This window comes from Pseudomonas sp. TH15, from assembly GCF_016651105.1.
Classification (GTDB): Bacteria; Pseudomonadota; Gammaproteobacteria; order Pseudomonadales; family Pseudomonadaceae; genus Aquipseudomonas.
Window position 1 is genome coordinate 239,505 of the sequence record NZ_JAEKEL010000002.1, and the last position, 25,007, is coordinate 264,511.

Genomic DNA, 25,007 nt, shown 5'->3' on the forward strand with positions numbered 1-25,007 from the left:
GTCGCCCGACGGCTGCGACTACAACTTGATACGTTCGACCTTGCCGACCAGCAACACGTAGGAAAGCGCACCAATCAATGCGAGAACCGCGATGTAGGTAATCGCCGGGGCAAACGAATCACCGCTGGCGAGGAAACCGATGACAATCGGCGTGGTAATCGCCGACAGGTTGCCAATGAAATTGAACACCCCGCCGGTCAGCCCGAGCAACCGCGCCGGGGCCAGGGTCGAGACCAGCGACCAGGTGATCGACGCGAGGCCGTTACCAAAGAACGCCAACGCGAGGAAGGCAATCACCAGCGGCGTCGACTCGACGAAGTTGGCGCCGATGATCGAGGTGGAAATCAGCAGGCCGCCAATGATCGGCAGCTTGCGGGCGAAACCGACGGTGTAACCACGACGGATCAAGAAGTCCGAAAAGAACCCGGAACACAGCACGCCGACAAACGCCGCGAGAAACGGCAGCGACGCCAACAAGCCAGACTTGATGAAGTCCATGCCGCGATATTTCACCAGGTAGGTCGGGAACCATGTCAGAAAGAACCACAACGTCGAGTTGAGGCAGAACTGGCCGAGGTAAATGCCCCAGAGTTTGCGTTTGCTCAGGACAATCCCGAGGTCGATCCAACTGAATTTGGCTTTGACTTTGGCTTGCTCGGCCTGGATATCCACCAGCCCGCCGCCCTCGCGGATCAGGTCGATTTCAGCGTCGTTGGCGCCCTTGAAATCCCGAGGCTCGCGATATACCGCGTACCAGATCACCGCCCAAATAATGCCGACGATACCGGTGCTGACGAACACCATGTGCCAGCCGTATTGGTGTTGCAGCCAGGCCAGTACCGGCGTGAGAAACGCCAGCCCGACAAACTGCCCGGAGGTGTAGAAACCAATGGCCGTGGCGCGTTCGCGTTCAGGGAACCAGGTGGTAACTACACGGCTGTTGATCGGATACGCCGGGGCTTCCAGCGCACCCACCGCCATGCGCAGGACGAACAACGCGATGAAGCTGGCGGCAAAGCCGAGCATCACCGTGGCCAGCGACCATAGCAGCAGTGCAACGCTGTAGAGAATTCGTGGCGGCACGCGATCCACCAGCCAGCCGCCGGGAATCTGCATGGCTGCATAAGTCCAGCCGAACGCCGAGAAAATCAGCCCGACATGGATTGGGTCGATGCCCAGTTCGCTGGTCAGCGCCGGAGCGGCAATCGACAGGTTGCTGCGGTCCAGGTAGTTGATCACCACCGTGATAAACAGTAGCACCATAATGAAAAAACGCTTGCGACTGGGCGTCACCAACGTCGCCTGCCCGGTGAGGGTTTGCGGTTGCATGGGGTGTGCCTCTTCTTATGTTTATTGAAGGCGATCTAAAGACTGGCGCTGAAACCCTGTGGGAGCGGGCTTGCTCGCGAATGCGGTTTGTCAGTCGAAATCGATGCTGAATGACACACCGCATTCGCGAGCAAGCCCGCTCCCACATTGGATTTGTGTTGAGTCAGAGCGAACTCACCACTCCGCAAAACTGCCATCGGCATGGCGCCAGATCGGGTTGCGCCAGCGGTGGCCGACTGCCGCGCGTTCGATGACGTATTCCTCGTTAATCTCAATCCCCAGGCCTGGGCCATTCGGGATTTTCACGAAGCCTTTGTCGTAATCGAACACCCGCGGATCCTTGACGTAATCCAGCAGGTCGTTGCTCTCGTTGTAGTGGATGCCCAGGCTCTGTTCCTGGATGAATGCGTTGTAGCAAACCGCGTCCAGTTGCAGGCACGCCGCGAGCGCGATCGGGCCCAATGGGCAATGCAGCGCCAGCGCCACATCGTAGGCTTCGGCCATGTTGGCGATCTTGCGGGTTTCGGTGATGCCACCGGCGTGGGACGCATCGGGCTGAATGATGTCGACGTAGCCTTCGCTGAGCACCCGTTTGAAATCCCAACGGGAGAACAACCGCTCACCGAGGGCAATCGGGGTGCTGGTCAGCGGCGCCAGTTCCTTCAACGCTTCGTAGTTTTCGCTGAGCACCGGCTCTTCGATGAACATCAATTTGTACGGATCAAGTTCCTTCATCAGCACCTTGGCCATGGGTTTGTGGACCCGGCCATGGAAGTCGACGCCGATGCCGACGTTCGGGCCGACCGCGTCACGCACGGCGGCGACGTTGGCCAGGGCCAGATCGACTTTCTCGAAGGAGTCGAGGAATTGCAGCTCTTCAGTGCCGTTCATTTTCACCGCAGTGAAACCGCGCTCGACCGCTTCTTTCGCTGCACGCGCGGTGTCTGCCGGGCGGTCGCCGCCGATCCACGAATAGACGCGGATCTTGTCGCGCACCTGGCCGCCCAGCAAGTCACTGACCGAGACGCCCAAGGCTTTGCCCTTGATGTCCCACAACGCCTGGTCGATACCGGCCAGGGCGCTCATGTGGATCGCGCCGCCGCGGTAGAAGCCGCCGCGGTACAGCACGGTCCAGATATCTTCGATGTTGCGTGGGTCTTTGCCGATCAGGTAGTCGGACAATTCCTCGACGGCAGCCGCAACCGTGTGGGCGCGGCCCTCGACCACGGGCTCGCCCCAACCGGTCACGCCTTCGTCGGTTTCGATCTTGAGGAAGCACCAGCGTGGCGGGACGATGAAGGTGGTCAGTTTGGTGATTTTCATCTTTTGCCTCTCTTATTAGATGCAGCGCGCTCGGCGCCAAAAAGTCTTAACGCAGAGCGTTCCATGCCGCGACGTAGGCCTTGGCATTTACCGCGACGTCTTCAGGCGTCATGCCCGGTTTGAACAACCCGGAACCGAGACCAAAGCCTTTGACGCCAGCGTCAATAAACACCTGCATGTTGTCCGGCGTAATCCCGCCGACCGGCGCCAAAATGGTTCCGGCAGGCAACACGGCGAGCCAGGCCTTCACTACGGCTGGGCCCATCTGCTCGGCCGGGAACATCTTCAGCACATCCGCGCCTTCGGCCAATGCAGCAAAGGCTTCAGTCGGCGTCGCCACGCCCGGCGACAGATAGAGCCCCGCCGCTTTCGCTGCGCGCAATACCTTCGGATCGCTATGAGGCATGACGATCACCTGGCCGCCCGCCGCTTTCACTAGCTCGACCTGTTCCGGCGTCAGCACTGTGCCTGCGCCGATCAGGCAATCGGCGGGCAAGGTGCTGCGCAGGATGCGGATACTTTCGTACGGCTCGGGGGAATTAAGCGGCACTTCGATGACGCGAAATCCGGCGGCATATAGGACGTTTCCGATGGCCGCTGCTTCTTGCGGGCGCAGGCCACGCAGAATCGCGATCAGGCCGTTTTGCGCCAGGGCTTGCTTGAGCATGTCAGACCTCCAGTCAGGTTTAACGGGATGGGTTGTGTTTGATCAGTCCGGCGGCAACCGCCAGTTGCCACAACCCGTGCTCGGTGGCTTGCTCGGCCAGCGTCACTCGGGCAAAGCCGCAAGCGTCGAGGGCCCGGCTGTAGCGGGCACAGAGTTGTGAATTACCAATAAGAATGATCGAGGGCAGGTGCACGCTGTTGCGTCGGCGCCGCTGAACGTTGGCCAGGGCCGACAGTTCATGGCCGATCAACAGGCCGGACAGATAGTCCGGCTGGGCCGTGGCGCTGAGTTCGCCGGTCAGCCCGAGGCTGCGGGCGCTGAATAACGTCGACAGCGGCCCGATCTCGCCGTCCGCCGACAAGGCCACTTGCACACCACGGTCAAACGCCGGGCCATCGAACGACGCGCCCTGTTGCTGGGTGCGCCCGAGAATGCTGTGTTCACTGAGCACGGCGAAGACTTCGCCGGTCATGAAGGTGTCGAAATGAACGATGCAGCCATCGGCCACTTCGACCCATTTCGAATGGCTGCCCGGCAAACCGATCAACAGATCGTTGCCCGCCCCGCTCGGCAGATTCTGCAACACGCCAAGGACCTGGGTTTCTTCGCCGCGCATCACGTTCGGCAGACGCGAACGCTGAATCACACCCGGCACGATGTGCACATCGACACCGCGAAGACTGCGAACGGTTTGTAGGGAAGTTCCGAGATTGGCAACGTTTGCCGGCGTGTCGCAGTAGGCTGCTTCGCGCCAGCCCTGGGCGCTGCCGACCATGCCGCAGGCAATCACCGGCAAATCGGGTTGGGCATCGAGCCAGTCACCGCAGGCCTCATCGAACGCCAGTTCAAAACCGTTGGTGCATTCCTGGCCGTTGATGATTCGCGGCGTGCGTGGCAATTGCATGATGCCGGACGACAGCGAACGCTGTTCCAGCACCTGGCCACCCGCGGCGAGTTTGTAAGCACGTAATGAGGTTGTCCCCCAATCGAGCGCGATCAATTGCGCCAGCATCGCTTCACCTGTTTTGTTTTTGGCAGTGAGTGAGCTGGACTATAAACCCGGACGCGGGAAAATCTCAATATATAAATATCACTCCCATATTATGGGATGGAATTAGTCCATGGATTCCAACGTTCAACGACGTCAAGATTCTTGTTGATGATCACCCTCAATGTTTCGTGCTCAGTGGATCCGACCTCATGCGTACGGCCTTTCTCGTCAGTTATTCCGGGTTCCAGACGTCCGTCACCGCGAATGATGGTGTACGCCGCAAAGGGTGCCGGGGTTTCCTCTGAACCTGAAATAATCCGCAACTTCGTCTTGCTCGGTGCGAACGAGGCCAGCATGCCGGCGTAGGGCACATCACTGCAGAGCCCGAGACTGTCGATCTGGTCATATCCCAGCGCCAGTTCATAGCGCCAGCGCACGATGCACACCGACGCAAGTGGCAGCAATGAACGCGGTTGGTCAGAGGGTTTAAGCGAGACACGCGACGGTGCCACACGAGGGTTTTCCAACTGGGCAATGAATCGCGACGTGGGGATGTACATGACTCTCGAATAATAGGCGACATACGGAAACGCGGTGATCACCACCGTGCATGGAATGTATTCCTTCGGTTTGAGGATCTGCACCAACTCAACGGGCCTGACCCACTCCCGGCCGTCGTTGAGGGCGTGATTCTTCAGGTTGATCCTTGCAAACATCTCATACCGGCGGTCGCCTTCGATCAAACGCATTTCACTGACCGTCCCCGAAGCTTCGAGAGCGATCTGATGTTCGACGGAAAAATTCAGGTCACCATTCAGCGAGCAATGAATCGAGGTTCCAATCTGGCCTCTCTGTCCATGCACTTCGTACAAATCGATGAGGTTTCGGTCAGAGGTGAAACGCAGATCGTACAAGGAAGAAAATGCATGATTGATCGAGACAAACTCAAGCCTGGCAGGTGGAACGTCGAGATGCAGGCAGGACGAACACAACACAAACCCGGCAATCAAAAACAACCTCGAATACCTTATCTTCATTGCTCACGTTTCTGTTCAATGGCATGAGTAAAAGCAGAAGCGGGAACCTTCATAGGATTTGAATAATAAGGACCGTAGGAATAGGCGGCAGTCCTGAATTTACAAGCCAAATCTTCACGCACGCCCAACACACTCAATAACTGCTCCTTGCTAATAAACTTACTCAGAGTTCCGCCATCCGGGGTATACACTGCGAAAACCTCAGCCGAGTAAAAATGCTTTCCCCTGAAGTCTCACTCTCCACCTCAGCCACTTCTCCTTCAAGATATCGGACCAGATCCTGCTTGGTATCGAAGTGTCCATTTTTATCCAATGAACAGATCAAAGTGTCACCCACCTGATTTTGACCAGCTTTTTCCTCAAAGAAACGCAAGAGATCAGTATTCGAACTAAAGCGAACATCCAAAAGGGCACTTTCCTCACTTCTACCAACGGAAATAAACTCAAGATCGGATTCCGGCAAAGGCGCTCTCTTTGCGCACGAAATACACGAAGTCAAAACAAGGATCACAAGCAGCATTCTCATTTCACGACTCCAGGTAATTGATCATTCTTTCAGCGATAAGATCACATGCCGACTTCTCTCCAAGGACCTTTGCTCTGAACATGGCGCCCGCAGATTCGTGATTGGCATTTACCGACACATTGACATCTGGACCAGCACTCATTTTCCATCGCTCCCCGTCGTCGGCTATATCATCGGACTGATTAGGCTTCGCCGGAGCGGCCAATATATTTATCCAGAACTCCGTACAAGGCTTTGGGGTAGTAACGTATATATCTGAAATTAGCCAAACCCCTAACCCTCCACCAACAGGATCAAGTGTGACCAAGGACTTAACTGTGTAACCTTGCTCCTTGAGTATGGTTGACAGATGGGCGCCATTCCACCCACCAAGACTATGACCAACAATACTTATATGAATTGACTTATCACCCGCCAAGTGGCGCACCACATACTTATCTATATCTTTCTTTCCACGTACATCTTTATAGCTCAGATACACCGAATCCACTTTCGCCATTTGCACATCGCTCAATTTTTTTGGCAACTGAACTTGTGCAGTGGTCACATTACCGTGAGGTGGTTGACTCACATAGTACTGTTCTTTATCACCAGCACCACCAATGAAAAACACTACTACCTTTTTGACACTCACCGCAGCTGTCTTTGGGGTTTGGTCAGTCTTGCAGGTCAAGTCATGACTCGCCGCCAGTTTCGTGCAATTTTTAAGGTCAGGATTTGCAACTTCCATGTCAGTCACTCTACAAATAGTTTTATGGAATCTGGCAAATGAGAGCTGACCATATGGGTAAAGCCTTGCTCATCGGTGATGCCATGTTCAATACGCCCATCACCTCGCTGGATCGCATAAGGATGATCGGGGATAGGTTCTCCAGAGGCCTCGTTAACCACCTGTAGCCTGTCAGTGAAATGCACCGGCATCGGCAACAACCCACTAAACGCAGCCCCGCCGCCACTCTGGCCAATAATCACAGTCCCGGAGCCACCGATTACCACGTTGCCGTGACCACCGGTGCTGTCGAGGGTGGCGGCGTTGAGACCGTTGATGAACACCGTGCCGGACACCGCGCCGGTAATCGGGCTACCGCAGGCGGATTTGTCGGTCATGCGGGCGGCGGCGAGAATACGTCCGGGGAGCCAGAAGCGATCGGGTTGGTGCCATGGCCTGGCAATGGGCACGCGGTAGGGTCGGTTACACGCGCGGCGGGTTTTCCACTCAAGTCAAAGCTCCTTGCTCATGAGTTATAAGTAATGGCGGGGAGATAGCCATGTCGCTCACGGCGAAGACTCCACGGGCGTGGAGATAGAGTGCCAAATGCATTGCAAGTGTCGTCCGTGAGCGCGCAAAAGGCGCGCACAATTCCGGACTAGAGCGGTCGGCACAACAAAATCATCAGATTGCCATCATCCACCTTCGGCAAATTCCCGGAGCACCGTCCCATCCATCCGATACCGCACCCACTCTTCCTGTGGTTGCGCGCCGAGGGATTTGTAGAAGTCGATGGCCGGTTTGTTCCAGTCCAGCACGCTCCATTCAAAACGCCCGCAATCATTGGCGCAGGCGATTTTTGCCAAGTGGCGCAGCAACGTTTTGCCGGCGCCACCGCCGCGTTGTTCGGGGGTGATGTAGAGGTCTTCGAGGTACAGGCAATTGCTGCCGAGCCAGGTGGAATAGCTGAAGAAGAACACCGCAAAACCAATCGGTAAACCGTCCCGCAGGCAGATCAGGCCGTGGGCGGTGGCGCCTTCGCTGAACAGGCTGCGCTCGATGTCGGCAACGCTGGCGATGACTTCGTGGCGGGCACGTTCGTAGTCGGCCAGTTCAGTGATGAACGCGAGAATTTGCGGTGCATCGCTGGGGGTCGCCGGGCGGATCTCGATCGTCATGGACGTGCCTTGTCAGAAGTTGAAAACGCCATACTAAGGCGGCAATCGGCGCTCGTCACACTCCAAACCTGATGAGAACCCAGTGGCGAGGGGATTTATCCCCGTTGGACTGCGCAGCAGTCCCATTTTTCAAGGCCGCTTCGCGCCCCAGCGGGGATAAATCCCCTCGCCACAGAAGTATCATGTGTTTCAAATTCAGGAACGCCTGCAAGGATGCTTATGAACGACACTGCTTTTGCGCCACTCTCCACCCTCGCCGCCAAGTTGCTGCCCCACGCGCTGGAACCCTCGGAGGACGGCGCCCACGACCTGTCGCACTTGCAGCGGGTATGGCACAACGTACGCACGCTTCATGGGCAAGAAGGCGGAGATCTGGAAGTGCTGCTGGCGTCGGTGTTGCTGCACGATTGCGTGGCGGTGGAAAAGAACTCGCCCCTGCGTTCCCAGGCGTCTCGATTGGCAGCAGAAAAAGCCGCAACGCTACTGACGACACTGGATTGGCCAAACACAAAAATCGCTGCCGTCGCCCACGCCATCGAAGCCCACAGCTTTTCCGCCAACATCGCCCCGACCACCCTCGAAGCCAAAATAGTGCAGGACGCCGACCGTCTCGATTCCCTCGGCATGCTCGGTGTCGCCAGAACGTTCTATATCGCCGGGCGCATGGGCAGTGCGCTGTACGACCCGCAAGACCCGGAAGCCAAGGCGCGGGACTACGACGACAAGCGCTTTTGCCTCGATCATTTCCAGACCAAGCTGCTGCACCTGGCGGACGGTTTCCAGACGACCACAGGCCAACGCCTGGCGCAGACTCGCCATCAACGGCTCAAGGGTTTCATGGAACTGTTCAAGGAAGAAATCGGCGTCTGCTGAACCCCTTACTCCGGTCCGCGCTAACCCTGAAATCGGCAACCTCGGACCTAACATCGGCGACTTGCATGGTAGATAGATGAAGCGCTCATTTATCTGGTCAAGGAACCGCCTCATGTCTACCGCCCCACCCCAGGTCTCAAGCAAGTTGTTCGGCCTGTTTTGCCTCGCCAGTTACCTGCTGTCGCTGTCCTATGGCGCGACGTTTTTGCTCTCGCTGTTGATCGGTTCCCGGGGTGGCAATGAGCATGACGCCGGCAGCGTGATTTCGGCGGCAATGCTCAGCACTTTTGCGGCGGTGATTGTCTCCGGGCATCTATCGGACCTGCTCGGTGCAGCGCGTTCGATCGCCCTGTTCGGTCTATTGCTGGTGGCGGCGAGCCTGGGCTTCGCGCTGACACCGGGCTTCGGTAACTTGCTGCTGTTTTTCGGTCTGTTGCTGGGGCTCGGCTGGGGCGTGTTCTACACCTTGGGGCCGATCATTGTGGCGAGCCTGGTCACGCCGTCCCAACGAGCTAAATACTTTGCGTTGCTGTCGGGCAGCATGATGACCGGCATTGGCAGCGGCCCGTTGCTGGGTCGCGCCGCCAGCGCGTTGGGCTATCCGGTGACAGCGGCATTTTACCTGGCAGCGCTGGCCAGCCTGATCGGCGTGGTGCTGTTCTGGCGTCTCGGCGCGCGATTGCAAAGCACGCAAGCCACGTCCGCCGCGAGAATCAGCTGGCAGGCGACCACCCAAGTGCTCGGCTCGCGCGCGGTGTTTGCGATCATCATGGTCGGCCTCGGTGGTTGCGTATTTGGCGGCCTGTCGAGTTTCCAGACCAGTTACGCCGCTGCGCGATCGCTGGACTACTCGTTGTTCTTTCTGGGCTTCATGAGTGCGGCGATCAGCAGTCGGATGTTGATTGCAGGCTATGTGGTCAAGCGCGATCCGCTGTGGGCGTCGTGCCTGCTGTCGGGGTTGATGCTGGGTTCGATTGTGATGTTCGCGTTTGGTGTGCACAGCGGATTCAGTTATCTGTTGGCGGCGATCATGCTCGGGGTCGGTTATGGCCTGACTTACTCGGTGATCAACGGACTGGCGGCTAATGAAGCACCGTCTGGCACCACCTCGCAGGCGCTGTTGCTGTTCAGTCTTTCTTACTTCATCGGCGTGTTCGGCTTTCCGTTGCTGGCCGGGAAAATCATCGTTGAACAGGGCATGGCGACGTTGCTGCTCACGGTATTGGCAGTCGCGCTTTTTAACTGGCTGATCACCGTGGGTCGTCTGCTCTGGCGTCGATTCAACGTCAAAACGGCGACGGCGATCTAGACCGTTCGTCGTTCCTCAGGCACCAATCCGATCATAGGGCAGACCAACGACAGGTAAGGATTCCAATCACTGGAGAAGCCCTATGATCTCGTCAAGGTTGACCGCTTTCGTATTCAGCGCCCTGCTCTGCCCCGCGGTTTTCGCCGCATCCGCCACCGCAGCAGGGACCGGCCCTACCGATCCGACCCCGGCACCCCGCGCCCCCGCCATCAACAGTGCCCCCGGCATGAACACCGATGGCTCAGGCGTACCATTGATCAACCAACCTCCCGCCACGGGCACTGACCCGCGACTCCAGGGCAGCGACGCCGGCCGTCAAGGCGGGATGAACATGCCGGACACCCAGACACCCGATAACGCTGGCAGCGGTATCGGCTCGAAAACCACAACCAGTGGTTCGGATTCCGAAGGTGCCGACCAATAGTTCGCCGACGCGAGTACCGCAACACCCTATCCACATCCATGAAAGAGGTAACCATGAACGTCGATAAAAACCTGGAAAAAGAAGTCCTGACCCGTCTGTTGCACGCCCACCCAAGCGGTTTGGGCAAGGAGGTCCTGGACAATTACCGGGGGGAGAAAGTCGTGGCCAATACCCTCGCCGCTTTGCAGGATCGCGGACTGATCCACCATGGTCATGTGACCTGTAACGAGGCTGGCGAGCATTCACTGAGCTTGCCGATCAAACTCAGCGCGGCGGGGGTTGAGGCGGCGCGCAAGCTCGATAGCTGAGCAAAGTGATCGTGTGATCGTTAATCATGTAGGGGCTGCCGCAGGCTGCGATCTGTTGATTTTGAAGATCAACAGATCGCAGCCTGCGGCGGCTCCTACATTGAAAATCATCTGCTGATGCAAGGAGAAATCCCATGCCTCGTGGAAGCAAAGACAAATACACCGCCGAGCAAAAACGCAAGGCCGAGCACATTGAAGAAAGCTACGAACACAAAGGTGTTTCGAAGGATGAGGCCGAAGCCCGGGCCTGGGCGACGGTGAACAAGCAGTCGGGCGGCGGCGAACGGGCCGGTGGTTCCGGGCGCAGGAAACCGGCAAGTGCCAAATCTGAAGATCGTAAAGAGTCGTCCCGTCGGGCGGTGGCCAGCCGTGAAGGTCATTCGCGTAACAGCAAGGCTTCGCGGGACACGCAAACCGTCGACAGTTTGATGAAAGAAGCCCGGGCGAAGAAGATTCCGGGGCGGTCGGGGATGCGTAAGCAAGAGCTGATAGAGGCGTTGCGCAAGGCTGGCTGACGGTCAGGATTTGTGTTGGGTTTGAAGGCCCCTTCGCGGGCAAGCCTCGCTCCTACGGATATACGCGATCCCCTGTAGGAGCGAGGCTTGCCCGCGAAGACGTCGGTTCAATCACCAAAAGTCTTACGGATCAACGCATCCACTTCAGCAGCCCCCGGCGAAGTCGCCGGCCCCCACCGTGTAACGGCCAAAGCCGCCGCCGCATTTGCCCGCCGTGCCGCCTCAACCGCCGCCAACCCTTGCGCCAACCCGGCCACAAACACCCCAGCATGGGCATCCCCGGCACCGTTGCTGTCCACCGCATCAACCTTGAACCCCGGCACGTGCTGACGCTCGCCACGCTGGCTGATCCAGCAGCCCTGCGGCCCATCGCGCACCACCATCAACACCTCGGCCGGCAGATGATCGACCAACCGATCCAACGCCTCGGCGATGTTTGGCGCGCCGGTAAACTTCAGCGCCTCGACGCCGTTGCTGGTCCACAAATCGATACGCGCCAGCAAGGCTTGCATCAATGGTTCATCCGGCGAATCCACCAACGGTCCCGGATCGAACACCACGTTGATCCCCTTCGGCAAACCCAGCACCCAATCCACCAGCGCCTGGGCCTTGCCGCTATGCAGCAGGCTGTAGCCACTGACGTAGACATAGTCACCCACCTCGGCCGGCACGCTGGCCAAATCTTCAGCAGTCACTTCGCCTTCAGCGCCGATGTAGGAAATGAAACTGCGCTCAGCCGAGGCGTCGGTCACCGCGACGCACAATCCGGTATCGCGCTCGGCGCTGTGAGTGATGCCGATCCGAATGCCTTCGGTCCTCATCGCCTCCCGGGCCAGGTCGCCAAAACGCCCGGTGCCATGGCGACCTAGGTAGACCACCGGCAAGCCATTACGCTGGGCCGCAGCCATCACGTTGAACCCGCCGCCGGCTTCGAAACTGGCGGATTGCGCCAACACGTCGCCGCCCGCCTGAGGCAGTTTATCCACGGCCATGACCAGGTCGATGATGACCTGGCCGGTGTGCAACAGCTTAGGCATGAGCGTTCTCAATCAGTGCAGCGCGACGATCCTTGGCCCCGCCGAGTACAAAGTAAATCCCGCCGGCCACCAGGAAGGTCACGATCCAGCCGAGGCCGTTATGGCCCAGCCAGGAGTCGGACAGGAAGCCGCGGAACCAGATGTTTTCTGCAGTGGTGCCGATGGTGGTGAAGCTGAAACCCAGCACAATCGCGAATGCCCACGCACCGAAGGCGCGCCATTCGATGCCGCCGCGATACCAGTAGGCGCTGCTCGGGCTGACGTCCAGCAAGTCTTTGGGGCTGTAGTAATGACGATGAATCAGGTCGACCACGAAGATCCCGACCCACGCGGTGATGGGCACTGCCAGCAGGGAAATGAAGGTGATGAACGGACCGTAGAAACTGTCGGCAATCAGCATGAAGTAGATCGAGCCGGCGAAGATCGCGACGATATCAACCACCACTGCGTACACCCGCTTGACCTTCAGGCCGAGGGTCAGCGTGGTCAAACCGGCGGAGTACACCGACAGGTTGTTCGACAGCAGCAACCCGCCGAACGCGGTGATCAGGTACGGCACGGCCATCCAGGTCGGCAGCATGTCGCGGATCGCGATGATCGGGTCAGTGGCTTGGGCCAGGTCGTTATTGCCCACCGAGAGCAAGCCGCCGAGGGTGATCAGCAGCACCAGCGGAATCCCCGCACCGAATGCGGCCGAGGCCACCAGGCGCACGGCTTTGACGCTGCGGTGCTGATAGCGCGACATGTCCGCGCCAGCGTTGGCCCAGCCAATCCCAGTGCCGGCCGCCATGGTGCCGACGCCGATGATCATTGCACTCAGTGGTGCCGGCGTGGCGTTGAACACCGCGCTCCAGTCGATGGTCGCGCAGAGGAAACCGCCGACCACAATGTTCAGCGCGCCGAACACATAGGTCGCCCACTTCTGGATCACCAACAACGTAGCGTGGCCCAGGCCAGACACCGACAGGGTCAACAGGACGAAAATCGCAATGAAGATCAGCGTCAGCACGGGTGCGCTTTTGGCTTCTACAGGCGAACCGAACAGGATCGAGCACAACGACAACAACACGAACGCGGCGGTGGTGGTGTTGACCGTTTCCCAACCCAGGCGGGACATCAGCGAGACCACGGTCGGGCCGATGTTGCCGCGCACGCCGAAGATCGCTCGTGACAGGGTCAGACTCGGTGCGCGACCACGACGGCCGGCGATGGAGATGATCCCGACCACCGCGAACGAACCGGCTGCACCAAGGATTGCGACGATGATCGCCTGCCAAATGGCCAACCCGCGAAAGGCCACGAGGGTCGCGCCCAACGGCAGGCCGAGGATTGAAATATTGGCGGCGAACCAGACCCAGAACAGTTGCAGCGGATGACCGTTGCACTCGCTTTCCGGCACCGGCTCGATACCGCGGGTTTCCAGTTGCCCGGCGCTTGGCCCGGCGTTCGATGAACTCATGTTGGATGCTCCTGTTGCCATTGTTTTGGTTGTGGGCAGTTTCGGAAGTCGACATCACATCCCGGCAGTCCTGGCCGTCTTCGTGCTTTCCGTTGCGGGTAAAAAATCAGATCGGCGGCGCGCCCTTCGCGAGCAAGCCCGCTCCCACAGGGGATTTGTGTCGTGCACAGATCAAATGTGGGAGCGGGCTTGCTCGCGAAGGCGTCAGCCCGGTCAGCGCAAAGCCAACAGGCCTTTCACCAACGGTTCAAGCTCCAGACCATTCACGGCTTTGATCTCGTCGATCATCGCCACCGGCCAACTCTCAAGCCCCAGACAAGCCCCAAGCATTGCGCCAAGAATCGCCGCAATGGTGTCGGTGTCGCCGCCCAGACTGGCAGCCATGCACACCGCTTCGAAGGCGTTCATCTCGCCAATGGCCACTTGCTGGGCCAGGGCAAACGAGACCACCACCGATTCCTGCGAAGCCACCGAGGTGCCGATCACGTCGTACAGCAAGTCCGCCAACAAGGCCTTGTCGCTGTCGACGCTGATGGTCCGCGCCCAACTGATCCGCGAGGCGATACGTCCGCCAGCGACCCAGTGACCATGGCTTTCAGCTTGCTGGGCGATCTGCATGCCCAGGTTCAAAGCCTCGCCCAGGTCCATGCCATTGATGCCGGCCGAGACCACCGCCGCCACCGCCGCCGCACTGGAAATCCCCAGCGTGGTGTTGTGGGTGACTTGGCAGGCTTGCACCACGGCTTTAATGAAGCGCTGCGGATCGGCGACATCCGCCGCGATCCCGACCGGGGTGATGCGCATCGCTGCGCCATTGGTGGTGCCGTAGCGCCCCGCCTCTTCCGGCGAATGACCGGCGAGAATCATCTCGATCGCGCGTTTGGTCGAAGGGCCGAGCAAATCCTGCGAGCCCTTGGCCTGCATCTCGGCTTCCCACTCGATCAGCCGCTGGGCGAGCACGGCCGGTTCGATCCGGCCTTCATCCTCAATCAGCAACTGACCGACCAGGATCGCCTGTTCGGTGTCGTCGGTGATCGAGCCTTTGGGCATGTTGGCGGCGATTGGTTGATCGGGACCGGCATCTTCCAGGTCAGTGATTTCGCCGAAGCGCGCCTTGATTTCGGCACGGCTCAGGGATTGGGTCGGCATGCCCAGGGCGTCGCCTAACGCCAGGCCATAGAACGCGCCCAAGGCACGGTTGAGCGCGGTCACTTTGACTCTCCAAATTGCAGGTGCAAACGAAAATGCACCGGGTCGAGCAGGCTTTCGACCTGTTCCATAAACCGGCCCTGACGGTCGTACGTGGTGCGCAGGGCCTTGAGGAATACCGTGCCGTGCGGACGACCGAGCAGGTCGGCGTCTTCGGCACTCAACGGCTCGGCGCCGATCCACTGATCACCGCGTTCGCCGATGTAGCCGTAGGCAGCCAGGGTGATGGTCAGCGAGTTATCAATCAGGCCAACCCGCGGCAGGCTTTCCAGGCCTCCGGTGGCGGGCATCAGTGAACGTTCGAGGGACACCAGCGTGCCGTCGTTGGAACGGCGACGACGATCAAGGGTGATGAACTTCTCGGTGCCGAACCGCGGCAGCAAGTCAGGACGAGTGACCGCCTCGAGCCGCAGCACTTCGGTATTGATCAGCGCCCCGCTGTCCGCCAGGGCCTGGGCCCAACCACTGCGCTGATCGAGCACCACACCGTCGAAGGTGACGATGGAGCCGACTCCGCTTTGCGTGGCGATGTAGTTGCGCCTCTTCAGTTCGGCCAGGGCTTCACGCAGCGTGCCGCGGCTGACCTTGAATTCTTGAGCCAACTGATGCTCGCCCGGCAACAGAAAACCGTCCTCCATGAGGCCGCTTTCGATGCGCCGGATGAGTTCGTCGACCACCCGTTGTTTCTTGTCAAATCGAACCTGTCTAATCATGTACAAAGTGATAACCGAAACAGGGTCGGGCGAGCAAGGAATTTTTTGAGGGAGGTGACGGAAGGCGGGAACGATCACAGATCAAATGTGGAAGCGGGCTTGCTCGCGAAAGCGGTCTGTCTGACACATCAATATTGAATGTGCCGACGCTTTCGCGAGCAAGCCCGCTCCCACACTGGACCTCCTGCCCCCACACATTTTGTGTGAGGCAGGTGAATTTATTTAGCGTTGTTTCAGTCGGTCAATCACCACCGCCAGCAACAGGATCGAACCGCGAATCACATACTGATAAAACGTATCGATGTTCTTCAGGTTCATCGCATTTTCGATGATCGCCAGAATCAACACCCCGGCAATCACATGCCGAATCATGCCGATCCCGCCACTCAACGACACCCCGCCCAACACACAGGCGGAGATCACCGTCAGTTCAAAACCCTGGCCAATCATCGGCTGGCCCGAGGTCATGCGCGAGGCGAGAATCACCCCGGCCAACGCCCCGATCAAACCGTGCACGGCGAAGATGATGATTTTGGTCCGATCAACGTTCACCCCGGCCAGCAGCGCCGCTTCCTGGTTACCGCCGATGGCCATGGTGTTGCGCCCGTAGGTGGTGTAGTTCAGCAGCCAACCGAAAAACAGGAAGCAGACGATGGTGATCAGGATCGGTACCGGCACGCCGAACAACTGGCCGTTGCCGAATACGAAGAACTGCTCCTGCGACACGCCCACCGCTTTACCGTTGGCAAAAATGTACGCCAGACCACGGACGATCTGCATGGTCGCCAGCGTGGTGATTAACGCATTGACCCGCAACTTGGCGATCACAATCCCGTTGATCAACCCGACAATCAGGCCCATGAACAGCGCAGCGACAACACCGAGGAACACGCTGTCGGTGTCGCGCATCACCACCGCCGCGACCACGCCGGCGCAGGCAATCACCGAGCCCACCGACAAGTCGAAATGCCCGGACGCCAGGCAATACAACATCGTGCACGCGGCAATCCCGGTGGTGGAAATCGCCAGCCCCAGGCCACGCATGTTCAGCGGCGACAGGAAGTTGTCGATCAGCAAGGTACACGCCAGGAAGATCGCGATGGCCGCCAGCAGCATCACCCAGTCATCAAGAAAACGCCGCAGGTCCAGAGGTTTGCGCGGGGTCGGCAGGGGTTGTTTTGGATTGTCATCATAGTCACCTCTCAGTTCGCCACGCCATCAGCGCGTTGGCGTGGCAAAGCCAGTTGCAGCAAGTTGGATTCATTCGCTTCGTCGCGGGACAGTTCACCGCGCAGCGCGCCTTCGCAGAGCACCAGGATGCGGTCGGAAATGCCCATGACTTCCATCAAGTCGCTGGACACCACGATCACCGCGATGCCGCTTTCAGCGAGACTGTGGATGATCTGGTAGATCTCGGCTTTCGCACCGATGTCGATGCCGCGAGTCGGCTCGTCGAGCAGCAGGACTTTCATCGGCATCGACAGCCAGCGACCGAGAATGGCCTTCTGCTGATTGCCGCCGGACAGGTACATGATTTTCTGCGACGCACTGGGCGTCTTCACTTTAAGCGCGGCGATCTGCTTGTCGGCGTTGCCCTTTTCCCAGAGGCCGCGCAACAGGCAACCGAAGGTGGAATGGGCGCCACGGGCGCTGATGTTGATGTTCTCGGCGACGCTGGAGAGCGGCATGATGCCCTCCTTCTTGCGGTCCTCGGGGCACAGCAAAATCCCGGCGGCAATCGCATCCCGCGGTGAACGCAGTTTCAGTTCATGACCGCGCAGCTCCAGGCGTCCGGCGGTGTTGCGCGTCAGCCCGCTGAGCATCCGGAACAACTCGGTGCGCCCTGCCCCTACCAGGCCAAACAATCCGAGGATCTCGCCTTTGTGCACCTCGAAACTTACCGGCTCACGCAGGCCCGGCCCGAGCAACCCGTCGACCTTCATCGCCACTGCACCTCGCTGGCGTGGGCGGTAATCGTAGATGTCCTGAATGTCGCGACCGACCATGCAGGTCACCAATTGGTCGTGGGTCAGTTCGCTCATGTTCTCGAACGTGCGCACGAAGCGGCCGTCCTTGAACACCGTCACCGCGTTGCAAATGCGGAACACTTCTTCCATTCGATGAGAGACGTAGAGCACCACTTTGCCTTCGTCCCGCAGCCGCCCAATGATCGCCATCAAACGATCAATCTCTCGGGCCGAGAGGCTGCTGGTCGGTTCGTCGAACGCAATCACATGGGCACCACGGGACAACGCCTTGGCGATTTCCACCAGTTGCCGCTGGCCGAGGGACAGCCGTCCGACTTTCTCTTGCGGATCGATTTCATCCGCCAGGCCCTTGAGGCAGGCCAATGCTTGCTGGCGCAAGGCGCCGCGATTGATCAGACCGAAACTCGCCGGTAAGTGACCGAGGAACAGGTTCTCCGCCACGGTCATTTCCGGGACCAGGTGCAGCTCTTGGTGGATCACCGCCACGCGGCTGGCGATGCTGTCGGCGGTGGACTTGAAGACCATCGTCTGCTCGCCGATCTGCAGATCGCCGCTGCTCGGGATGTAGGCGCCGCCGAGGATTTTCAGCAGCGTCGATTTGCCCGCGCCGTTCTCGCCCATCAAGGCATGAACCTGCCCCGGATGAGCGACGAAGCTGATGCCGTCCAGCGCCTTCACGCCAGGAAAGGTCTTGCCGATCCCGTTGAAGCGCAAGCTGTCGCCGCGGTGTTCTTGTGTTTGTGTTTGCGCTTGCATAACCACCTCATCACACAGATCAGGCAGCCCCGTCGCCAGGGCCGCCGATGAAATCAACCGGCCTTCAGTTCCACAGGCCGATCTTTTCCAGTTCCTGCTTGAAGTTTTCACGCGTGATCAGTGTCACGTCGTCCATGGCGGTGTATTTCGGCGGTTCTTTGCCGGTGGTCACCCACTCATACATCATCGCCGCAGTGTTGTAGCCCTCGATGTGCGGGCTAGGCAGCATTGAGCCGAAGAAGCCGCTGTTAGGCTTTTTCAGTTCGCCGATGGCGTCGGTGCCGTTGATGCCGATGCCGATCACGTTGGCCGCCGCAAACCCGGCGCTTTCGGTGGCGCGCACGCCGCCGAGCACGGTGTTGTCGTTCATGCCGCCGATGATCAGGTTTTTCGCACCGCTGGGCAGTTTCACCAGCGCCGAGTTGGTGGCGTCCATGCTGCCCGGTACGTCGAGGGTTTTCTGTGCGGTGTAGAGAATGTGGTCTTTCGGGAAGCCCGCATCTTCCAGCGCCTTGGCCGAACCGTCGGTGCGTTTCTTGCCGGTGTCGAGTTCGTTGAAGGTGTTGATCACCGCGTAGGTTTCTTTCCAGTCCCAGCCGCGCTTTTTAGCTTCGGTGGCCATGGCGGCACCCTGTTTCTGGCCGACTTCGAAAGCCGCCATGCCGAGGTAAGGCACGTCTTCCATGAACTTGCCGTTGGCATCGACAAACCGGTCATCGACCGCCATCACTTTCAAACCGTTGAGCTTGGCCTTGGCCACGATGGCCGGGCCGAGGCCGACGTCCGGCGGGCAAATGACGAAGCCCTTGGCGCCGTTGGCCGCCAGGCTGTCGATGGCCGAGAGGGTTTTCTCGCCGTCAGGCACGGCGATCTTGATCACGGTGAAGCCCTTCTCTTTCCCGGCCTTTTCAGCGAAAGCCCATTCGGTCTGGAACCAGGGCTCTTCCGCCTGCTTGACCAGAAAACCGATCTTCACTTGCTCGGCCGCCAGCAGCGAACTGCTCAGGCTGACCGCCGTGACCGCCAAAGCGGCACAGCACAGGGAACGGATCCCACGACGACGATTCATAAGCTGACTCCTTGTTATTTTTTTTGAGCGTTATTTGAAAGCCGATGCAGCGGTCAAACCGTGAAGCGAATAGTCATATCGTATGATGATTGGAATTCAGACGGAGTTCCGCGCTGAAATCCACTTACTCAGTCGTGGTACATCACCGAGCGACCACCATCGATGGTGATGCATGAGGCATTGATGAATGGCGCTTCATCGCTGGCCAGGAATACGGCAGTCATCGCCACTTCCATCGGCTGACCGATGCGGCGCGGTGGATGCAGGTCAAACGCCCGCTGACGCTCAGCATGTGGGTCGGCAAAACCGTTCCAGTAGTCGACGTTCAGTTGGGTTTCGATGTAGCCCGGCGCAATGGCGTTGACGCGAATGCCCTTCGGCGCGTACTCGATGCCGAGGGCGCGGGTCAGGCCGAGCAAGCCGTGTTTGGCTACCGGGTACGGGAAGCAACCGGGAATGATGTGGGTGGAATGGGTCGAGGCAATGTTGATGATGCTGCCGATACCCTGCTCGATCATCTGCGGCAACACGGCTTTGCAGCCATACCAGGCGCCGTCCAGGTCGATGGCGAAGCAACGGCGCCAGTCTTCGTCGGTCATTTCCAGCGGATCGCGGAACACGTTGACCCCGGCGCAGTTGACCAACACGTCGATCCGGCCGTGACGTTCGACGGCCAGTCTGGCCATGGCGTGCAGGTCTTGCTGGCTGGACACGTCAGCCTTGATCGCCTGGACGTCAAAACCTTTGTCCCGCCAATGGGCCGCGACTTTTTCGACTTTCTCGCCCTGGATATCGCTGATGATCAGCTTGGCTTGCTGGGAAACAAAGGTGGCGACGATGGCTTCACCGATGCCTTGAGCCGCACCGGTCAACAGCACGACTTTGTTTTTCAGTCGTTCGCCCTTCGGCGGCTCGGGCACCGGTGGCAAGGAAAGAGGTTCAGCCATGAATCCAGACTCCCTTTTTCAGGCACGACAAAAACCGGGCATCTGTCGATGTCCGGCCGAAAAGCTTTTGAGAAAATCGCTGCATCACTTCACCTGTTTTGTTTTTTTAAGTGTGAGTGCGTGTAACTGATGGAGCCGACTATAAACCCGACCACCAAATAATCTCAATATATAATTTTACGTCTCATATATTGGGATTTATCCGGCAAACCGGGTACAGGTTTTTCCAGGTACATCGAGCCGAATCGATAGCACCGCGCCGTCCAACGGATGGTTAAGCGGGCTGGCGGCGCTGGTGATGTATAGGGTTTTCAAGTCTTCGCCGCCGAACACACAGCTGGTTGGGCGGCTGATCGGCAGTTCAATGATTTGATCGACATGGCCTTCGGGACTTAATCGCAGCAGACAGCTGCCGTCCCATCGGGCGTTCCAGAGATAGCCCTGCGCGTCCATCGCCGAACCATCCGGGCCGCCGCGTTCGTGGGGGCCGAACCAGGCTTGCGCAGGTTCGAGGCTACCGTCGGTGCGAATGACATGTTGATAGAGCGTGCGGTCGAGGCTGTCGGCGAAATACACGCGGGTCAGGTCATCGCTCCACAATAGGGTGTTGGGAATGCCCAACCCTCGGAGCAGCGGCGTGACCCGTGCGTCGGCATCAATGCGGAACAAGCCACCGGAGCGGCGCTCGATGGGCAAGTCCTCGCCCTGTAAACCGATGTTGTTCTGCATGGTGCCGAGCCAGAGCCGGCCGAGTGCATCGCAGCGGGCTTCGTTGGGGCGATTGCCGGGTTGCGGGTCAGCGACACAAAGCAAGGTGAGGCGCGGTTCCAGGCCTGGCGAATCCAGGTCCAGCCGATACACGCCGCTGGTCATGGTCACCAGCGCATCGCCGCTTTCGCAGGGGATGAAGGCGGACACGTGTTCGGGCATTTGCCAGATCTGCACGTTGGCACCGATCAGCCTCAGCGCTTGCTTGCCGGCGATGTCTACCCAGTACAACGCCTGGGTTGACGCATCCCAGAATGGGCCTTCACCGAGCTGTGCCCGGTGTTGGGTAACGGCAGTCCACGTCATGAAACCTCCTGCATTGTTCTTGTTTTAGGTGGGAGGGGGCTTGCTCCCGAAGGCTGTGTATCTGTGACACCCATGTTGAATGTGTCGACGCCTTCGCGGGCAAGCCTCGCTCCTACAAGGGGATTTGTGTGGTCAGCTGGCTTTTTTGTCGGCCATGACTTGCGGGTAGAAACGCTTGATGGCCAGGTCGGCGTTGTCGATCAGGGTCATGCAGGCCCACACACCCCGCGCGGCGTCCCGGGCGGCGATGGCGTCGGCCATGTCTTTGTGGATTGGCAGTGTGCGGCGCAGTTCGTCCGGGTCGGCAGCGGACACTTCGAACGACACCGCCAGCAGCGCGCCGAGGGCCGGGACCATTTGTTCGATGAATTGATTGTGGCTGGCGGCGAGGATGCACTCGTGGAAGAACTGGTCGGCGCGGTTGTAGTCGATGCCGCTATCCACCGCTCGTTCCAGCGCGTTGTAAGCCTGAAGGATCGCTTGAACCTGTTCGACAGTGGCCCGCTCGCAGGCCCAGCGCACCGCCATGGGTTCGATGGTGCGGCGCAAGTCGAGCAAGTCGTCGACAAAGTTTTCCGGCAAGCCGCTGCGGGACAACCAGCCGACGACTTGCGGATCAAACAGGTTCCAGCGGCGCACCGGCAGCACTCGTGTGCCGACCTTCGGCCCGACTTCGAGCATGCCTTTGGCAACCAGGGTTTTGATGGCTTCGCGGATGACCGTGCGACTGACCCCGAGCTGCTCGCCCAGGTCGGCTTCAACCTTGATGGTTTCGCCGGGCTTAACCTGGCCGGCGGCAATCCAGCAGCCTAGCCAATCGACCGTCGACGCATGAAAACTGCTGGACATGAAAACCTCGAGGCAGGGACGCGATGGATGCTCAAGCTAATGATCATATGATTAACAGTCAATCGGGATTTTTCAGGCACTGCACAAAACCAATGTGGGAGCGGGCTTGCTCGCGAAAGCGGTGTGTCAGTCAACATAGTGCTGACTGACACACCGCATTCGCGAGCAAGCCCGCTCCCACAGGGGTTTGTGTTTACGGCTCAAGCCCGATGGGAAAGAACTCCCCGCCGCTCCACACACCCAACCATCGCTGCCCGTCGATTTCACGGCTCACCGCCAGTTCCACCAATTGGTAGAACACATTGCGATGGATCAACGCTTCAAGGTTGGTCCGCACGTGCACGTACGGCGCAGGCTCCTGGGTCACTGGATCAATCATCACGCGAATGGGATGTTCAGTGCCCACCTCGGCGGTCTCATCGACATTGGTGGTGAAGCGCAAGACCTGGGCTTCGCCCTCGCCTTCGACGTCCACGGCAATCGCCACAAACGGCGCGTCATCGACCTTGATGCCGACTTTCTCGACCGGGGTGATCAGGAAGTAATCATCGCCGTCGCGGCGAATGATGGTGGAGAACAGCTTGACCATCGGCTTACGCCCGATCGGCGTACCCAGGTAATACCAGGTGCCGTCGCGGGCGATGCGCATGTCGATGTCGCCACAGAAGTCGGGGTTCCACAGGTGGACCGGGGGCAAGCCTTTGGTCTTGGGGATTTGCCCCAACAGGTCGACGGCTTTTTGCGGGCCACTCATGGCGATCTCCTTTGAATTACTGGTCGCTGAGCCCTAACAAGCCGCGAGCATATTGCGCCAGCGGCGGGCCTATCAGGTCTTCAGGCTTGGTATCGTGGAACGTCAGTAAACCGCCACGACTCTTGATCCGTGCAGTATCAATCAAATACTGGGTGCTGGTCTCGATCAACATGATCTGAATCACGCCGCTGTCGAGACCGAGGCGATCTACGGCTTCCTGGTCGATCAATTCGTCCGAGTTACCGATACGGTCGTCAGCCTTGGCGAAACGGGTGTAGAGCAGGTAATGCGCGCCAGCAGCACGAGCTTCACCCATGGCAGCATCGAGACCTTCCGGCGCCTGGGCGCGACGGACCATGGGGAAGTATTCGATAAAGCCTTCGAAGGCGGTTTCCGCCACCACGTTAGGGCGTGGGTAGGCGCTGCCCGGTGGCGCGAAAGCACCTTGGGCGATGAAGATGAACGAGTCCGGCTGAATGCGGAAGTTGTTCGAGCGCTGACTGTTGCTGTGATCCAACAGCCCCGCGTCGCTCATGTGGTAGCGAACACCTTCGCCCATATCGCTGACATTCATGCAGCCACCAAGCGCCAAAACGGCCAGCAGCAAAACCAGGCTACGCATCCTACCCTCCAGAGGCCGGTGACGGAAAACCGGCGAATGGGCGTTGAATGCAGCTTCCGCGCCAGTCCTTGAGTTGATCGAGATTTCAGGCTTGGGAATACAAACCTGTGGCGAGGGGGCTTGCCCCCGTTCGGCTGCGCAGCAGTCGTAGAGTCGGTGAATGAGGTGTTTCTGACGCAACACGGGAATGATTGGGGGCCGCTTCGCGGCCCAACGGGGGTAAGCCCCCTCGCCACAGAGGGACTTTCAGCCGCCGATAATTTTCATGATGGTCGCGCCACCGGAGAACGCCACTTCCTGCTTATCCCCCAGGGCTTTTACCAGCAGTCGCTGCAAGGCCGGCAGCGCTTGATGACGTGGCTTGTCCAGCAGGTCGCCGACATAGTGCCGATTACTCGACGACAGGCAGCCATGGAGCCAACCGGTGGACGACAGCCGCAGGCGTGAACAGGTCCGGCAGAACGGCACGCTTTCGTTGGCGATCACGCCGAAGTGGCCCAGCTCCGGAATCGCGTAGCGTACCGCCGTGGCATCCACCGGTGCGTCGGCTTGCAGGTATTCGTAGCGTTCGCCGATCAGGCTCAACAACTGCTGAAGGCTGACGAACTGTTGTAGGAATGCGTTGTTGTCGCTGGCCAGGTGGCCCATGCGCATCAGCTCGATAAACCGCAGCTCATAGCCACGTTCCAGGCAGTAATCGAGCAGCGGCATCACCTGATCGAGGTTCTGCCCACGCAACGGCACCATGTTGACCTTGATCTTGATGCCGGCAGCAGCGGCCTGATTCATGCCGTCGAGCACCGTCGCCAGATCGCCACCACGGGCAATGGTGCGAAACGCACTGGCGTCCAGGGTATCGAGGGAAACGTTGATGCGCCGAATGCCGGCATCCACCAGCAGCGGCAGTTTTTTCGCCAGCAACTGACCATTGGTGGTGAGGCTGATGTCCTCAAGGCCCATCTGGCCGACGGCAGTCATGAAGGCTTCGAGTTTGGGGCTGACCAGAGGCTCGCCGCCGGTGATGCGCAAACGCTCGATGCCGGCGGCTTCGATCAGATACGCCACGCCACGCGCCATGGCCTCGGCCGACAGTTCATCCTGCGCTGCCACCAACCGCTTGCCGTTAGGCACGCAATAGGTACACGCGTAATTGCAGGCTGAGGTCAGGCTGATCCGCAAATTGCGAAAACGCCTGCCTTGACGGTCAACGATCATGATCACTCCGGCGAAAGGATATTCGGACCGCTAAAACTTGACTCACAAATCAAGTTTTAGCAAGTCCTAAGCCTGAGTATATTCCTGCGGTACTGCGCCATGTAGCGAAATAATGGCGCAATAAGG

At 59.1% G+C, this 25,007-nt stretch carries 27 protein-coding genes and 1 pseudogene; 5 read left to right on the top strand and 23 right to left on the bottom strand.

Translation table 11 applies throughout. The annotated features are described in order from the left end of the window. Positions 1 to 18: 18 nt before the first annotated feature. The 10 genes and pseudogenes from JFT87_RS24815 to JFT87_RS24860 all read right to left on the bottom strand — a co-directional run bounded on the left by JFT87_RS24815 (position 19) and on the right by JFT87_RS24860 (position 7,760). Entirely contained in the window at positions 19 to 1,329 is a 1,311-nt protein-coding gene (locus JFT87_RS24815) for an MFS transporter (protein ID WP_201205689.1), read from the bottom strand. A 174-nt stretch (positions 1,330 to 1,503) separates the two neighbouring features. Then, positions 1,504 to 2,652 carry a galactonate dehydratase gene (gene dgoD, locus JFT87_RS24820; RefSeq protein ID WP_090186690.1) on the bottom strand — a complete coding sequence of 383 codons (1,149 nt, stop codon included), beginning with the start codon at positions 2,650 to 2,652 and terminating at the stop codon, positions 1,504 to 1,506. A gap of 46 nt (positions 2,653 to 2,698) precedes the next feature. After that, complete coding sequence (locus JFT87_RS24825) at positions 2,699 to 3,319, bottom strand: 2-dehydro-3-deoxy-6-phosphogalactonate aldolase (RefSeq protein WP_201205691.1); 621 nt, start codon at positions 3,317 to 3,319, stop codon at positions 2,699 to 2,701. Positions 3,320 to 3,338: 19 nt separating this feature from the next. Then, positions 3,339 to 4,331, bottom strand: a complete 993-nt coding sequence (locus JFT87_RS24830; RefSeq protein WP_201205694.1) for a 2-dehydro-3-deoxygalactonokinase — start codon at positions 4,329 to 4,331, stop codon at positions 3,339 to 3,341. Between the two features lie 89 nt (positions 4,332 to 4,420). Then, entirely contained in the window at positions 4,421 to 5,326 is a 906-nt protein-coding gene (locus JFT87_RS24835) for a hypothetical protein (RefSeq protein ID WP_201205696.1), read from the bottom strand. Positions 5,327 to 5,343: 17 nt separating this feature from the next. Beyond that, entirely contained in the window at positions 5,344 to 5,484 is a 141-nt protein-coding gene (locus JFT87_RS24840) for a hypothetical protein (protein WP_201205698.1), read from the bottom strand. Between the two features lie 26 nt (positions 5,485 to 5,510). Beyond that, positions 5,511 to 5,873 (bottom strand): hypothetical protein, encoded by a 363-nt coding sequence (locus JFT87_RS24845; RefSeq protein WP_201205699.1) that lies wholly within the window; start codon positions 5,871 to 5,873, stop codon positions 5,511 to 5,513. Between the two features lies 1 nt (position 5,874). After that, positions 5,875 to 6,603: an alpha/beta hydrolase gene (locus JFT87_RS24850; RefSeq protein ID WP_201205700.1), complete on the bottom strand. Its 729-nt coding sequence runs from the start codon at positions 6,601 to 6,603 to the stop codon at positions 5,875 to 5,877. A gap of 5 nt (positions 6,604 to 6,608) precedes the next feature. Beyond that, positions 6,609 to 7,093, bottom strand: a pseudogene (locus tag JFT87_RS24855) (PAAR domain-containing protein). Positions 7,094 to 7,277: 184 nt separating this feature from the next. Next, positions 7,278 to 7,760, bottom strand: coding sequence for a GNAT family N-acetyltransferase (locus JFT87_RS24860; protein ID WP_201205701.1), 483 nt, complete (start codon positions 7,758 to 7,760; stop codon positions 7,278 to 7,280). A gap of 219 nt (positions 7,761 to 7,979) precedes the next feature. Between JFT87_RS24860 and JFT87_RS24865 the strand changes: the two genes are divergently transcribed. From JFT87_RS24865 to JFT87_RS24885, 5 genes are all read left to right on the top strand, one after another. Next, on the top strand, positions 7,980 to 8,633 hold the full coding sequence (locus JFT87_RS24865) for an HD domain-containing protein (protein WP_201205702.1): 654 nt from the start codon (positions 7,980 to 7,982) through the stop codon (positions 8,631 to 8,633). Between the two features lie 112 nt (positions 8,634 to 8,745). Then, a complete protein-coding gene (locus JFT87_RS24870) occupies positions 8,746 to 9,942 on the top strand; it encodes an MFS transporter (RefSeq protein WP_201205703.1) in 1,197 nt (398 codons plus the stop codon). Positions 9,943 to 10,024: 82 nt separating this feature from the next. Next, positions 10,025 to 10,366 (top strand): hypothetical protein, encoded by a 342-nt coding sequence (locus JFT87_RS24875; protein ID WP_201205704.1) that lies wholly within the window; start codon positions 10,025 to 10,027, stop codon positions 10,364 to 10,366. Positions 10,367 to 10,419: 53 nt separating this feature from the next. Continuing rightward, the gene (locus tag JFT87_RS24880) at positions 10,420 to 10,674 is read left to right on the top strand and encodes a hypothetical protein (protein WP_201205705.1); all 255 of its coding nucleotides are present in this window, start codon (positions 10,420 to 10,422) and stop codon (positions 10,672 to 10,674) included. A gap of 134 nt (positions 10,675 to 10,808) precedes the next feature. Beyond that, positions 10,809 to 11,189, top strand: coding sequence for a Rho termination factor N-terminal domain-containing protein (locus JFT87_RS24885; RefSeq protein WP_201205707.1), 381 nt, complete (start codon positions 10,809 to 10,811; stop codon positions 11,187 to 11,189). Positions 11,190 to 11,296: 107 nt separating this feature from the next. Here the strand turns inward: JFT87_RS24885 and JFT87_RS24890 are convergent, their stop codons facing one another. The 13 genes from JFT87_RS24890 to JFT87_RS24950 all read right to left on the bottom strand — a co-directional run bounded on the left by JFT87_RS24890 (position 11,297) and on the right by JFT87_RS24950 (position 24,881). Beyond that, positions 11,297 to 12,226, bottom strand: a complete 930-nt coding sequence (locus tag JFT87_RS24890) for a PfkB family carbohydrate kinase (protein WP_201205709.1) — start codon at positions 12,224 to 12,226, stop codon at positions 11,297 to 11,299. Beyond that, positions 12,219 to 13,685 (bottom strand): purine-cytosine permease family protein, encoded by a 1,467-nt coding sequence (locus JFT87_RS24895; protein ID WP_201205711.1) that lies wholly within the window; start codon positions 13,683 to 13,685, stop codon positions 12,219 to 12,221. Before JFT87_RS24895 ends, JFT87_RS24890 begins: the two co-directional genes overlap by 8 nt. 213 nt (positions 13,686 to 13,898) lie before the next feature. After that, entirely contained in the window at positions 13,899 to 14,897 is a 999-nt protein-coding gene (locus JFT87_RS24900) for an ADP-ribosylglycohydrolase family protein (RefSeq protein WP_201205713.1), read from the bottom strand. After that, positions 14,894 to 15,607 (bottom strand): GntR family transcriptional regulator, encoded by a 714-nt coding sequence (locus tag JFT87_RS24905; protein ID WP_201205715.1) that lies wholly within the window; start codon positions 15,605 to 15,607, stop codon positions 14,894 to 14,896. The genes JFT87_RS24900 and JFT87_RS24905 overlap by 4 nt, the downstream gene beginning before the upstream one ends. Positions 15,608 to 15,829: 222 nt before the next feature. Continuing rightward, positions 15,830 to 16,723 (bottom strand): L-arabinose ABC transporter permease AraH, encoded by an 894-nt coding sequence (gene araH / locus JFT87_RS24910; protein ID WP_446739740.1) that lies wholly within the window; start codon positions 16,721 to 16,723, stop codon positions 15,830 to 15,832. 86 nt (positions 16,724 to 16,809) lie between these two features. Further along, positions 16,810 to 18,351 (bottom strand): L-arabinose ABC transporter ATP-binding protein AraG, encoded by a 1,542-nt coding sequence (gene araG / locus JFT87_RS24915; protein WP_201205717.1) that lies wholly within the window; start codon positions 18,349 to 18,351, stop codon positions 16,810 to 16,812. A 64-nt stretch (positions 18,352 to 18,415) separates the two neighbouring features. Further along, entirely contained in the window at positions 18,416 to 19,420 is a 1,005-nt protein-coding gene (locus JFT87_RS24920) for a substrate-binding domain-containing protein (RefSeq protein WP_201205719.1), read from the bottom strand. 128 nt (positions 19,421 to 19,548) lie between these two features. After that, positions 19,549 to 20,367, bottom strand: coding sequence for an SDR family oxidoreductase (locus JFT87_RS24925; RefSeq protein WP_201205721.1), 819 nt, complete (start codon positions 20,365 to 20,367; stop codon positions 19,549 to 19,551). Positions 20,368 to 20,565: 198 nt separating this feature from the next. After that, positions 20,566 to 21,441, bottom strand: a complete 876-nt coding sequence (locus tag JFT87_RS24930; protein ID WP_201205723.1) for an SMP-30/gluconolactonase/LRE family protein — start codon at positions 21,439 to 21,441, stop codon at positions 20,566 to 20,568. 132 nt (positions 21,442 to 21,573) lie between these two features. Next, complete coding sequence (locus JFT87_RS24935; protein ID WP_201205725.1) at positions 21,574 to 22,290, bottom strand: FadR/GntR family transcriptional regulator; 717 nt, start codon at positions 22,288 to 22,290, stop codon at positions 21,574 to 21,576. A 193-nt stretch (positions 22,291 to 22,483) separates the two neighbouring features. Beyond that, complete coding sequence (locus JFT87_RS24940; protein ID WP_201205727.1) at positions 22,484 to 23,044, bottom strand: DUF1285 domain-containing protein; 561 nt, start codon at positions 23,042 to 23,044, stop codon at positions 22,484 to 22,486. Between the two features lie 16 nt (positions 23,045 to 23,060). Beyond that, the gene (locus JFT87_RS24945) at positions 23,061 to 23,666 is read right to left on the bottom strand and encodes a DUF4823 domain-containing protein (RefSeq protein WP_201205729.1); all 606 of its coding nucleotides are present in this window, start codon (positions 23,664 to 23,666) and stop codon (positions 23,061 to 23,063) included. 246 nt (positions 23,667 to 23,912) lie between these two features. Further along, positions 23,913 to 24,881: a GTP 3',8-cyclase MoaA gene (locus tag JFT87_RS24950; protein WP_201205731.1), complete on the bottom strand. Its 969-nt coding sequence runs from the start codon at positions 24,879 to 24,881 to the stop codon at positions 23,913 to 23,915. Between the last annotated feature and the right edge of the window lie 126 nt (positions 24,882 to 25,007).